This window comes from Prevotella sp. MGM1, assembly GCF_002933775.1.
Classification (GTDB): domain Bacteria; phylum Bacteroidota; class Bacteroidia; order Bacteroidales; family Bacteroidaceae; genus Prevotella.
In genome coordinates, this window is the sequence record NZ_BEWV01000177.1 from 68,450 (window position 1) to 81,542 (window position 13,093).

The 13,093-nt window shown below is 44.5% G+C and carries 9 protein-coding genes; 4 read left to right on the forward strand and 5 right to left on the reverse strand.

Annotation, left to right across the window (positions count from 1 at the left end; genetic code table 11):
- Positions 1-50 precede the first annotated feature (50 nt).
- The 5 genes from MoGM_RS06845 to rsmA all read right to left on the reverse strand — a co-directional run bounded on the left by MoGM_RS06845 (position 51) and on the right by rsmA (position 6,493).
- Entirely contained in the window at positions 51-1,367 is a 1,317-nt protein-coding gene (locus tag MoGM_RS06845; protein WP_104369357.1) for an O-antigen ligase family protein, read from the reverse strand.
- 47 nt (positions 1,368-1,414) lie between these two features.
- A complete protein-coding gene (locus MoGM_RS06850; protein ID WP_275936841.1) occupies positions 1,415-1,972 on the reverse strand; it encodes a CatB-related O-acetyltransferase in 558 nt (185 codons plus the stop codon).
- 128 nt (positions 1,973-2,100) lie between these two features.
- Entirely contained in the window at positions 2,101-3,465 is a 1,365-nt protein-coding gene (locus MoGM_RS06855; protein WP_104369358.1) for a lipopolysaccharide biosynthesis protein, read from the reverse strand.
- Between the two features lie 207 nt (positions 3,466-3,672).
- Positions 3,673-4,728 (reverse strand): transcriptional regulator, encoded by a 1,056-nt coding sequence (locus tag MoGM_RS06860; protein ID WP_104369374.1) that lies wholly within the window; start codon positions 4,726-4,728, stop codon positions 3,673-3,675.
- Positions 4,729-5,683: 955 nt separating this feature from the next.
- Positions 5,684-6,493 carry a 16S rRNA (adenine(1518)-N(6)/adenine(1519)-N(6))-dimethyltransferase RsmA gene (gene rsmA / locus MoGM_RS06865; RefSeq protein WP_104369359.1) on the reverse strand — a complete coding sequence of 270 codons (810 nt, stop codon included), beginning with the start codon at positions 6,491-6,493 and terminating at the stop codon, positions 5,684-5,686.
- Between the two features lie 143 nt (positions 6,494-6,636).
- On the opposite strand from rsmA, the gene MoGM_RS06870 reads away from it, so the two are divergent.
- The 4 genes from MoGM_RS06870 to MoGM_RS06885 all read left to right on the forward strand — a co-directional run bounded on the left by MoGM_RS06870 (position 6,637) and on the right by MoGM_RS06885 (position 12,742).
- Positions 6,637-7,635: a lysylphosphatidylglycerol synthase transmembrane domain-containing protein gene (locus MoGM_RS06870; protein ID WP_104369360.1), complete on the forward strand. Its 999-nt coding sequence runs from the start codon at positions 6,637-6,639 to the stop codon at positions 7,633-7,635.
- Between the two features lie 415 nt (positions 7,636-8,050).
- Positions 8,051-9,508: an aminoacyl-histidine dipeptidase gene (locus MoGM_RS06875; protein ID WP_104369361.1), complete on the forward strand. Its 1,458-nt coding sequence runs from the start codon at positions 8,051-8,053 to the stop codon at positions 9,506-9,508.
- Positions 9,509-9,868: 360 nt separating this feature from the next.
- Positions 9,869-10,795 carry a magnesium transporter CorA family protein gene (locus MoGM_RS06880; RefSeq protein ID WP_104369362.1) on the forward strand — a complete coding sequence of 309 codons (927 nt, stop codon included), beginning with the start codon at positions 9,869-9,871 and terminating at the stop codon, positions 10,793-10,795.
- Between the two features lie 144 nt (positions 10,796-10,939).
- Positions 10,940-12,742 carry a DUF349 domain-containing protein gene (locus MoGM_RS06885; protein ID WP_104369363.1) on the forward strand — a complete coding sequence of 601 codons (1,803 nt, stop codon included), beginning with the start codon at positions 10,940-10,942 and terminating at the stop codon, positions 12,740-12,742.
- The last annotated feature ends 351 nt before the right edge of the window (positions 12,743-13,093 follow it).

Genomic DNA, 13,093 nt, shown 5'->3' on the forward strand with positions numbered 1-13,093 from the left:
CAATTACTCATGCATATAATCCCCATAAATACACATAAGCATAAATCTTATTAACACTCAAAACGCCTACCACTATTTATTATGTTACTTTGTATATATATTCTATCTGATTTTGGTCTAAACAAGCAGTAAAGAGTTATTGCCACAAATATCGGTTCTAAAAAGAAATTGTATGATATATTTATAGTACAAACAGCTATAAATATTAAAAGACGTCCTTTTACATTATATAAATTCGATATATATATAGAAGATTTATATAAACAAAAATACAACAATAATCCTAACGGTATCCCCATCATTGCTATAATCTGCAATAAACCATTTGAAAGCCTTATATCCAATTTGGGAAACAAAACATTGCGAACATAAGAATAAGATTTATCATCTCCATAACCAATCCATGGAGAATCCTGTATATTCATAAATTCCAAATACAATCCCTCCCACCGTTGAGGGACATAAACCTTTCCTTGTTCAATAAACCAGTTTGCAGCCCCTTGTTGAATAAAAGACTCTTCACTGAACACATATTTTATCTTATCCAACATAAATGGAGCCAATAAGAATAACCCAATAAATCCTCCTAAGATACCATAACTTAAAGCCTTTTTATATCTCTTGCCATTATTGTTCATAAACAAACCATACAAACAAACACCGAAAGTCAAATATCCTGTTGTCGACTGAGTACTCAATATACCTAATAGCAACACCCAAAAGTTTTTTTTGAACAACATAAATCTATTTCTAAATAGATGTATCAAAAATGTAATAACAAGAATAGATGAAAAACGTCCCGGCTCCCAAGCAAAACCAATATTACGTATTATGACACCCTCTCCTTCCCTCAGTTTACTTGCGAACCCCCAAAATCCCCATGTTCCACCACATGTATTGACTGAATATATAGGCAAACTATACAAGGACAATAAATCCCTTATTGACGGAAGTATGACAATTATAATCCATAAAAACAAACTTATCCTTGTCAGTTTAACCACAGAAGTCTCAATATAAAAAAAGAACTTTTTAATCCCTAATGTTCTTATTATTATAAAAGCAAATAGCACATCATATATTCGACCTGCCAGTACATTATATCCATCAAATTTATAATAAAGAGCGATTTGCCATATAAGAACAATAACTAAAGCCACAATCAAAGGTAATATACTACCTAACTTTATTCTTACCACATATAAATAATAGATTGAAATCACTGGAATTATCAAATTCCATAAATTATTAAACCTAAGAGAATGACTGTTAAATCCTTCTATAGCTCCTCCAAGAGCTATAATCATAATAATAAAAATAACAAGTAATCTATTATCTATTTTCTGGTCACAATTTTTCAATTCCATAATTGTTACATAACAAATAAATTTTCAACAAATTCAGTTTTCATGATTTACAATTCAACATCAGAATTTTGTTTCAACTTTTCAATATCAAGAAAAAGAAGAGTATTTTCTCTTAACCATTCCACATCTTTATTCCACCAACATACATTCAATAAATAAGCAACATCTTCCTCTGAATATCTATACTTTATCACTTTCGCCGGTATGCCTCCTACTATGGCATAAGGCGGTATATCTTTCGTAACAACAGATCCGGCCAAGACAACAGCCCCATCACCTATTCTGACCCCACTTACCATTTTGACACCATAGCCAATCCAACAATCATTCCCTATAATCACAGGATACTTGCCTTCAGCATAGTTATGCTCAACAAAAAGCTGGTTTTCTGTAAAAGAATGCCCGTTTTGTTTCAACAAAGAAAAAAAAACGGGTGAAGTGGATACATAAGGATATGTATAAGGATGAATTCCCAAAATAACCGTACAACAAGAAGCTATCGAAGTATAACGCCCCACTTTTCCTATAATCATGGAATTACTTGCTATATAAGACCCTTTTCCAAGATACCCATCAAACACAACATTTCCATAAAGTTTATTCATTCCTTCAAATATAGACCGATTAGAAATCTTACAACTGTAATCAAACAACAATTTCCCTCTCCACCTGTATTTGAATACCAGAACCTTTATGAGATGTTTTATCCAATTATAAAGCATATAAATAATTTCTATCGCAACCAAATTCCCGTTGCCGTATTATTCACGATTTTCATTATTTGTATCTTACCAACTAATGTCAATACAATCAGTGTCATTGTCGGTACAAACAAAACTCCTTGAACTCCCCATAAACGACAAAATATATGTATGGAAGGTATTGAGATAACAGCAAAACATACATTTATAATCAATTGCAGACGAACGTTACTTGTTCCATTAATAAGAATCATATAAAGATTGGCACTGGAATAAAACAGAATAAAAATTGCCATACACACAGATAACGAAAAAGGAATTACGATGGAATCGCCAATCCACCACTTATACAAAAAATCAGAACACAATACCAATAATATCAGTGAGGGGATACATAAAAGCCATAGTTTTTCCAACTTCTTTACTATGTTACGCATCCATTTATAGTCATGTTTAGTATATGCATCCGTAAATGCAGACCAAAACGGAGTAAGAATAATCGTAAATAACATATTCAATACATTGAAATACTTATAAGCAATATTATACTGCGTAACGGCCTCAGGCCCTTCCACTCTTGACAAAACGATATTAATAATCTGATAGATAAATAGCATAGAGACCATTATTACAAAAAACTGTCCGCCCAATCCCAGTATCTTCTTAGTCAATGAAAAACGGACATAACTTATTAATGGCGACACCGCCTTATACCTTTTCCCATTAAACAGAATAACGGAAACCAAAATCAACAACAAACAAGGTATACCTGAAAATGCAAAAGCAAGAGCTCCAAGACTTCCTGACGTGATCTTTGTCAAAATATAAATACATCCCAAAGCCAATACCTGTCCTCCAGTTTGTATCAATGATGCCAATGCCGGTTTCTGATCTGCCATTAACATTGTTGTAAATACACTTCCCACAATATTCAGGCAAAAAAAACAAGCCAACAAGCCAAATACTATATGCAATTCATCATTGTATATACCATCTATGTTCAAAATATTGCTCCAATCCAGATATCTATTAACAACTAAAGTTATTGTCAATATAACAGAAAACAGCAAAAACAGTACTGCGTATGTAGTACTGACATATTCTCTCGCCAACTTTATATCTCCCTTTGCTTTCGCCTCTGCAAAGCGATTACGGAAGCCATGCGCAAATCCTAAATCAAAATATGATAACCAAGCAATGATGGAACTTAATGTCAACCAAATACCGTATTTTGCTGGATTTACATAACCAATTGTCAACGGAACGATTTGAAGTGATACTAAAATACTGACACATTTCAAAACCAATGAACCTGCGATATTCTTCTTTACGGCAATACTTCTAACATCACCGTTACTTAAACTTTTCCTGATTTTATTTAATATACAAAAATTCATAAGCCATTAATACTTTCACAATCCGAATGACTATCAACCGGAGCAAAGCAAGAAATCATGTAACAGATTGAATATAAAAAAACAACAGACATATACAGAAAAGCGGCTTTGCTTTTCCATAACCTGATATTATCAGCAAACAAATAATTACTATTTATTGATTATCCGGCCAAACAATGCCGGTTGAAACAGCGCAATATCAATGCCCTACATTTCATCAGCCATCACTCCGCCCCGAACCTCATCATAATCATCCAGCCTGGCGATGAGGCGGGCTTTGCTTTTTTTCGGGTTCGGTTCCTCGCGCCACGGAGATATTATGGTGTGCGCAAGTGTTCGGTAAACAGGGGAGCCGGTGCAGCCGTAGAGGGTGACAAGGAGCAAGGCTCGCGACTGGCCGGCCTTGATTTGCGTGAGTGATGGCTTTGCCGTCTCGATGATGCGCAGGCAGTCGGCAGTGTGTCCCAATATGGTATGGGCCATGAGCAGGAGCGATTGTTGCTTGACACGCATCACGTCGGTGTCGAGAGTGAGTGAGGCATAGTTTCTGACGGCCTCTTCGGCCAAATCCCTATCGTGCCGCGTGACAGCGACACCCCGCCGACGGCGGCACAGCGCGTCGTGCAGCCCCGAGTGTATGCGCTCGTTGTCGAGACCGGCATACGCCCGCTTGCCTTGCCTGCCGAATGATATCACTTCGTACTGACCGGGAGCGATGTGCATCAGCGGCACCCACAGCCAGTCGTCAACGCAAACGACAATCTCACGCATACCTGCTCCGGGCGAACAGACAATCGTCGCCTCAACCCCGTCGAACGGACCGCCCTTTATACGCACCTTATCTCCCTTGGCCAGCCGTTGCGGGTCGGGGGCGTATGCTGGAATGTTGTTGGAGTATGCCGAGGCGACGCACATGAAGTTTTCCATCGCCGAGTCTTGTACGTACGGGTAAGTAGCTCTGCCGCCGACTGTTATCCGTGGCAGAAAATTATATTGCGGAAGTCGTCGTTTGAACTGTCTGATTTCCAGTTCCGACATGCGAACGAACACGTAGTTGAACAGCAGTGGCCTGCACACTTCCACGTCACGGCCATTCACGTTCCTGCCTGTGACGTATGTCGGCGCAAAATACTCGAACAAAGGCTCGTTATTGCGTATCCTGCTTTCGAGTTCCTGCTGCAAACCGCGCGCTCCGCCCCTGTGAGATGCCGGTAACGTGAGTACGTACCAACGTCTGACATTATGATGAGTAAAGGTTTTCATGATTTGAGGATACTCCTCCGCCATATCCGCACTTAATAAGTAAAGTACTGATAAACAATGCGTTACAATTTCTTACGTAGACGAATGCCGAAAATTTCGATACTGTCCGTCATGTCATTCGGCGGCATGATTGTTTTATTTATCAAAAGCTGTCAATCAGCCACCACGTTATCACTGTCTCGCAAAGACCGTGACAACCGGTGGCAAAGATACGAAAAAATATATAAACAAACACATTTTATATATGAAAGATTTTGTATTTATTTTTACTCTTTATTCCATAAGTTAAAATCAAGACAGGTGTATGCCACCGGCCATCATAAATCAAATATATGGAATTTGTAAATATTATATCAAAATATCCTCGATTGCTATTTAAGCATATTTATACGGGAAACACAATGCAATCTCCAGAAAAACACTTTGTTTTTTGACAGAAACACAAGCATGCGACAACGTAAGAACCATTATTCCGCATTCGGATACCCGTCAGACTGCAACGGGATACTCGTTGGATTGCAACGAGTATCCCGTTACACTGCGTTTAGATACCGAATGGAACCCAACGAGCGGCTCGACGCAACACAAAAAAACTCCCGACGCATAGCGCCGGGAGCATGAATTCCAAATAAACATCCTGAAAAAAATCACATGCCGAGAGTAAGGCATGGGTATGTCAGAGCATCCGAACAGTACATATAATATGTAACAAACGCCCTTATGGGATATGAGCCGCAAGAGGTTTGTCAAAAATCAAAGTACCATATGAGTACATGAATATACACAAAAACATGTACGCACCGATTAAACAGGCTGAAGATTTGTAAATATTTATCATGATTTATATGTTTGAATGTTTTGTTGTCGGCAACAAATTTACACAATAAAATCACGAAATACAAATCTCATCACGATACACTTCCATATACAACGAAGAGTGGCAGACACCCCGATATCATTCTGTGACATGCCTTTCTTCCAACCGGCCGGCCACCAAATTTGTCAGTTCGACAAACCGTCCCACCGAGAGTTGCTCGGGGCGTAGCGTCATTATCTCGTGCTCGAAAAAGTCGGAAGCCACAGTTCCGGCGGGGAATATCTGCCGAAGACTGACCCGGAGCATCTTGCGGCGCTGGTTGAAGACGGTCTTCACCACCCGCTTGAACAGCCTCTCGTCGCACCCGAGATCGGTGACGTTGTTGCGTGTCATGCGTATCACGGCACTCTTGACTTTCGGCGGCGGGTTGAACACGTTCTCATCTACCGTGAACAGGTACTCCACGTCATACCATGCCTGCGTCAACACGCTCAGTATGCCGTATGCCTTGCATCCCGGGGCAGAAGCCATGCGCAGTGCCACCTCACGCTGTATCATACCCGTGCAGCAAGGGATGAGGTCTTTGTTGTCGAGCATCTTGAAGAATATCTGCGATGATATGTCGTAGGGATAATTACCCGTGAGCACAAACTGTCGGCCTTCGAAGAGTGTGTTGAGATCCATACGCAGAAAATCCTCCCCTATGATATTGTCTCTCAGGCGTGGGAAGTTGGCGTGCAGATACTCCACCGACTCCGTGTCTATCTCGACAACCTTCACCGGTCTTGGTTTCTCCATCAGATATTGGGTGAGCACCCCCATGCCCGGCCCCACTTCGAGCACCGGAATTTCGGGACACGCGTCTACCGTGTCGGCTATGCGCCTGGCTATGTTAAGGTCGGTCAGGAAGTGCTGGCCGAGGTTTTTCTTTGGTCTTACTTGCTTCATAATTCGCAGGCAAAGGTAATGCTTAATTTCCGAACAGCACGGCTTCGGGGAGTTAAAGGGAGTTAAGGAGCGGCACCGCTACACCGTGTTTGACTGTTTTTTTCTTTGTTTTCCGGTTAAAATAATGTATTTTTGCAGATGATATGGAAATCAGGAAGATTACGAATGTCACAGTCAAGATATTGCTGCCGCTTGTACTCGGTGGAGCCATACTGTACTGGATGTATCGCGGGTTCGACTTCAAGCGCATAGGCCTGTTCATGCTTGAGGAGATGGACTGGACGTGGATGTTGCTCTCTTTCCCTTTCGGCATCCTGGCACAGGCATTCCGCGGATGGCGGTGGAGACAGGCACTTGAGCCTCTTGGAGAGCGTCCGAGAATGGGCACATGTGTCAACTCGGTTTTCCTTTCATACGCCGCAAGCCTTCTTGTGCCGCGCATCGGCGAGTTCACACGTTGCGGCGTACTCAAAAGATACGACGGAGTGTCGTTTGCCAAGGCGCTGGGCACGGTAGTGACAGAACGTGCCATCGACTCGCTCGTGGTGATGGGAGTTTGCGGCCTGACGCTTATTTTCCAGTTGAGGGTGTTCAACACTTTTTTCGACGAGACGGGAACGAGCATAGACTCAGTACTCAGCGGATTCTCGCCCGCTGGCTATGCCGTGACGGCAGTATGCGGAATAGCCGCGTGCTGGCTGCTGCACGTGCTGATGAAGAAGCTCTCGATATATAATAAGGTGAAGACAACGCTCAGCGGAATATGGCAGGGTGTGCTGTCGATGAGGCATGTACGCAACGTACCGCTGTTCGCCCTGCTCACTATCGGGATATGGGCGAGCTATTTTCTGCACTACTACCTGACTTTCTTCTGCTTTGACTTTACCGCCAACCTTGGCATGGCCTGCGCCCTGGTGACATTCGTGGTTGGCAGCATAGCCGTCGTGGTGCCAACTCCCAACGGTGCCGGACCATGGCATTTTGCCGTCAAGACGATGCTGATACTCTACGGCGTAGCGGAAGAAAAAGCACTGTACTTCGTGCTTATAGTACACACCGTGCAGACGATGCTGGTTATATTGCTGGGTGTATGGGCCTGGGGGGCATTGGCATTTACTCGCATATCCAAAATCGATAGATGATTTTCGGAAAGTGAGAAGCGGGAACGAGAACGGGGATACGTCTTTGTATGGCAATAACCGAACGACACACGGTCTCCAAACACATTCAAGAACTGACTGCCAGCCATCACAAGCGTAAGCAAAAAAAACAACGGTAATGACACTATGAAACGATACATTTCCGATAAAGAAAAGAATTACGCCAAAGAAAAAAATAATAACCTGAACAGTTATTGAAGAGCCCCAAAGACCGTTACGGAACAAATATCAAAACTATAATATTAACCAAGAGAGATGAAAGGATCATATAACAAAGGAGAAAAAGGAGAACAACCATAAAATACGGAATGAAGACAAAACAATGTCCCACTACCGGCTCCCCACTACCACTACACGAATATCGAGCCTCGAAATCCTCTTTAAAAGAACAATCATCATGAACGAAATCAAAAACCTGGCACCCGAATGCGTATGGCGCAACTTCGACGCACTGACAAAAGTGCCGCGCCCGTCGGGACATCTCGCACAAGTGCAACAATTCCTGCTCGACTTTGCCAAGCAGGCCGGAGTGGAAGCATTCAAAGATCCGGCACAGAACATAGTGATGCGCAAGGCCGCCACCGCCGGAATGGAAGACCGGAAGGGTGTCATACTGCAGGCGCACATGGACATGGTGCCGCAGAAAGCACCGGAAAGCACTCATAATTTCGAAACAGACCCCATTGAAACATACATAGAAGACGGATGGGTGAAAGCCAAAGGAACGACTCTCGGAGCCGACAACGGACTCGGAGTGGCGGCCATTATGGCCATTATGGAAGACAAGACGCTGGAACACGGGCCGATAGAGGCGCTCATCACCGCCGATGAGGAGACCGGAATGTATGGCGCCAACGACCTGCCGGAAGGTGAGTTGAACGGTGACATCCTCATAAACCTCGACTCAGAGACATGGGGCAAGTTTGTCATCGGAAGTGCCGGAGGCATCAACGTGACCGCCACACTCGACTACAAAGAGACCGAGACAGACACCGACGATGCCGCCGTGCGTATAACCCTGAAAGGGCTGAAAGGCGGACACTCAGGACTTGAAATACACGAAGGCCGCGGAAACGCCAACAAACTGATGGTGCGCTTCGTGCGTGAAGCCATCGCCGAGTGTGAGGCACGTCTGGCTTCATGGCACGGCGGCAACATGCGCAATGCCATCCCGTTCAAGGCCGAGGTCGTGCTCACACTGCCCAAAGAAAATGTTGACGCATTGAAAGAGCTCGTGGAAGACTGGAAAGAAGACTTCACAGACGAGTACAAGGGTATCGAGAGCGGCATTGAGTTCTACGCAGAAGATGTCGAGACACCGAAGACCGAAGTACCGGTAGAGATACAAGACAACCTGGTGAACGCCATATATGCCTGCCACGACGGAGTAATACGCATGATACCGTCATATCCCGACGTGGTGGAGACATCGAGCAACCTCGCCATAATAGATATCGAAGGCGGCAAAGCGCTCATCAAAGCACTGCCGCGCAGTGCCCGCGAAGACATGAAAGACTATGTGACCACAATGCTGGAAAGCTGCTTCAACATGGCAGGAATGAAGGTGGAGACAGCCGGAAGCTACGGTGGATGGGATCCGAACCCCGACAGTGAGATACTCAACCTGCTTCTCCGCACTTACAAGGAGCTGAACGGCACAGACGGAATAGTACAGGTCGACCATGCCGGACTGGAATGCTCTATCATCCTCGGAAAGTATCCAAACCTCGACGTGGTATCCATGGGTCCGACGATGCGTTCTCCGCACACCACAAGCGAGCGTGCCATGATAGAGACAGTGGAGCCGTTCTATGAACTGCTGAAAAAGGCATTGAAAGAAGTTCCGGTGAAGTAACGGAATGAAATACAATCCCAAACGGATGCAGGAGGCTATCGGCACTCTCGCATCCGTTTTTTTCTTTTTACAGATTATCCGTCATCATAATGTTTAAAAGAACAACGGATTATGACAACGGCGGAGCGACCGGAACACATCAGATGTAGCGCAGAAAAACAAAAAAAGCGCCGAAGCACATAAAAAACATACCCACCGCTTCTGTTTACGGGTATTTTTTACTAATTTTGCAGCGATAAAATCAATTCTAACGGAAATATGGACGATTATCACTCGGAAAACTTAAACTTGTAAGAGCATCAGGATCGCTTATCACGGCCATCCCCATGCTCGTTAATCAAATCATGGAGGATTGGCAAAATGAAAACATACTGGAACACTACCAATGGACTGAGCACCATTGACGAATGGCAGCCCAACTGCTGGATACAAGTGACATGTCCCACCGAGGACGACCAACAAGAACTGGAAGAAAGATTTAAAATCCCCGACTACTTCTTTTCAGACATCAGCGATACCGACGAGCGTGCCCGCTATGAGTACGACGACGGCTGGATGCTCATAATCCTCCGTATACCATACGTAAAGGAGATACGCTCGCGCACGCCATACACGACAGTGCCGCTGGGCATAATCCATAAACGGGATGTGACTATCACGGTATGCTACTACGAGACCAACATGATGATCGATTTCGTCAGTTTCCAGCAAAAACGCGGCGAAGGCTTCACAGACCATGTCGACATGATATTCAGGCTGTTCCTGTCGTCGGCCGTGTGGTATCTGAAAAGGTTGAAACAGATAAGCAGCCTCATAGAGAAAGCCAAACGCAACCTTGACCGCGAGGTGAACAACGAGTCGCTCATAGGCCTGAGCCGCCTGCAAGACTCACTGACATACTTCATCACCTCCATCCGAGGCAACGAGACGCTGCTGTCGAAACTGAAATTCAAGCTGCAAATAGACGAACTGGATGCCGACCTGATGGAAGACGTTAACATCGAGATGGCACAGGCACGGGAAACGACCAACATATATTCGAACATCCTCGAATCGACAATGGACACCTATTCGAGCATCATCAACAACAACATGAACACCGTGATGCGTACCCTTACCTCGGTGTCTATCATCCTGATGGTTCCCACGCTGGTCTCAAGCTTGTTCGGAATGAACCTGCTCAACGGCATGGAGACAACCAAGTACGGATTTGTGATAGCCATTGTACTCTCCTGCACGATATCAGGCGTATTCTGGTGGATTTTCCGCCATAAACGCCTCATTTGACGGTTAAAACAAAAAAAAGCGACAGAAAAATTCTGAGTTTACAATATTTTTAATTAAGTTTGCGCAGAAAATAATAAACATTTCGGCCGCAAACCGGAATGATTTAACAAGAAACAACCGAATCATAAACTAAAACAAGTTTAAATGATGGACTCTCAAGACAAAATCCTCGAAGTGGGTAAGACAGAAGAAACAATAGCAACAGAACAGCCCGTTGCGGCCGAACCGGCGGCAGAGAAGAAGACGTATGCCACGAAAAAAGAAGTGCTCGACAGAGTGAAGGAACTGGCTCACGGTGACGAAGCACCGTCGAAAGACGAAGTGGACTACCTGAAAACAGTGTTCTACAAACTGCACATCGCCGAACGCGAAGCCAAACTAAAAACATACATCGACGGAGGAGGCGACCCGGAGAGCTATCAGATAACCCCTGACGAGGATGAAGAGGCATATAAAGCCGAGATGACCATAATCAAGGAAAAACGCGCACGCATATTCAAGGAGCAGGAGGCCGAGAAAGAAGCCAACCTGCAAAAGAAGCTCGACATAATAGAGAAAATCAAAACAATGGCCACCTCGCCCGAGGAGGCCAATAAATCATATCAGGATTTCAAGGCACTGCAACAGGAATGGAAAGAAATCAAAAGCATTCCAGCCGCAAAAGCCAATGAGGTATGGCGCAGCTACCAGTTGTATGTGGAGCAATTCTACGATCTGTTGAAACTGAACAGCGAGGCGCGCGAATACGACTTCAAGAAAAATCTCGAAATAAAGACACGCCTGTGCGAGGCCGCCGAGAAACTGGCAGACGAAGAAGACCTCATCAGCGCGTTCCACCAACTGCAGAAACTGCATCAGGAATACCGCGAGACAGGCCCCGTGGCAAAAGAGTTGCGCGATGAGATATGGACACGCTTCAAAGCTGCGTCCACTGTGATCAACAAGCGCCACCAGCAGCACTTCGAGGACTTGCGCGCCAAGGAGGAAGACAACCTCGCACGCAAGACGGTCCTTTGCGAGAAAGTAGAGGCTATTGCCGCAGAAGAGAACAAAGGTTCGGCAGACTGGGACAAGCATACGAAAGAGATCATCGACATACAGACGGAATGGAAGACGATAGGTTTCGCTCCGCAGAAGATGAACGTCAAGATATTCGAACGTTTCCGCACTGCATGCGACGACTTTTTCAGCCGCAAGGCAGAATACTTCAAGAATCTGAAAGATACTTTCAAAGAGAATGCCGACAAGAAACGCGCGCTCATCGAAAAGGCCAATGCCTTGAAAGACAGCACTGACTGGAAGTCGACCACCGACAAGTTCATCGCCATGCAAAAAGAATGGAAGACCATCGGCATGGTATCCAAGAAAATCAGCGATCAGCTATGGGAAGAATTTCTCGGGGCATGCAACCATTTCTTCGAAGCGCGCAATGCCGCCACATCCGGCCAGCATAAAGAGGAACACGACAATCTTGACAAAAAGCGCGGAGTCATCGAGCGACTCAAAGCCCTGACCGAAGAAGGGGCGGAACGCACCCAGGAAGCGGTTCAGAAGCTTATCGAGGAATACAATTCGATAGGTCATGTACCATATAAGGAGAAAGACAAACTGTACGATGAGTTCCACGCTGTGGTAGACCAACTGTACAAAGAACTTAATATCAGCAGTGCCCGCAGACGCCTGTCCAACTTCAAAAACAAAATAAAGAACGTGGCCGAGCAAGGCGAGAACGCACTTGACAACGAGCGAGCAAGACTCATGCGCCAGTATGAGGCAATCAAAAATGAGGTTCAGACATACGAGAACAATCTCGGTTTCCTCAACGCCAGCAGCAAGAAAGGCAACAGCCTGATTGACGAGATGAACCGCAAGGTTCAGAAACTGAAAGACGACATGAACCTTGTGCGAGAGAAAATCAAGGCCATTGACGCCGAGAACAAAGCATAAAAAGATATGCAATAACGGATATATACCGTAATATTGTGTCCAAGACACTTTGCAAACGATACACAAACTGTGTCTTTTAAGACATAAATGCGCAAGTAATCCCATTACGGATACTTGCGCATTTATTTTTTCATACCCTCTGGTACGTCACCATTTATCAGAATGATCTTTCCGAAATCACATATTTTCAACGTACATCAAGCCTGTCATGACTCACAAGAAAATCCATGACCTATATTTCTAAAGCGTACTGCCATAATACGAAATAAAGCCCACAAACACAGAAAAGACAAACAAAGGGTCAGCGGATTTTTCCGGTGGGCGGGAGAGAGTATCAAGAGTATAATGTGG

Excerpts from the sequence above, each read along its gene's own strand:
- MoGM_RS06855 (WP_104369358.1), bottom strand. The coding sequence starts at position 3,465 with ATGAATTTTTGTATATTAAATAAAATCAGGAAAAGTTTAAGTAACGGT.
- rsmA (WP_104369359.1), bottom strand. The coding sequence starts at position 6,493 with ATGAAGCAAGTAAGACCAAAGAAAAACCTCGGCCAGCACTTCCTGACC.
- MoGM_RS06875 (WP_104369361.1), top strand. The coding sequence starts at position 8,051 with ATGAACGAAATCAAAAACCTGGCACCCGAATGCGTATGGCGCAACTTC.
- MoGM_RS06850 (WP_275936841.1), bottom strand. The coding sequence starts at position 1,972 with ATGAATAAACTTTATGGAAATGTTGTGTTTGATGGGTATCTTGGAAAA.
- MoGM_RS06885 (WP_104369363.1), top strand. The coding sequence starts at position 10,940 with ATGATGGACTCTCAAGACAAAATCCTCGAAGTGGGTAAGACAGAAGAA.
- MoGM_RS06860 (WP_104369374.1), bottom strand. The coding sequence starts at position 4,728 with ATGAAAACCTTTACTCATCATAATGTCAGACGTTGGTACGTACTCACG.
- MoGM_RS06845 (WP_104369357.1), bottom strand. The coding sequence starts at position 1,367 with ATGGAATTGAAAAATTGTGACCAGAAAATAGATAATAGATTACTTGTT.
- MoGM_RS06870 (WP_104369360.1), top strand. The coding sequence starts at position 6,637 with ATGGAAATCAGGAAGATTACGAATGTCACAGTCAAGATATTGCTGCCG.
- MoGM_RS06880 (WP_104369362.1), top strand. The coding sequence starts at position 9,869 with ATGAAAACATACTGGAACACTACCAATGGACTGAGCACCATTGACGAA.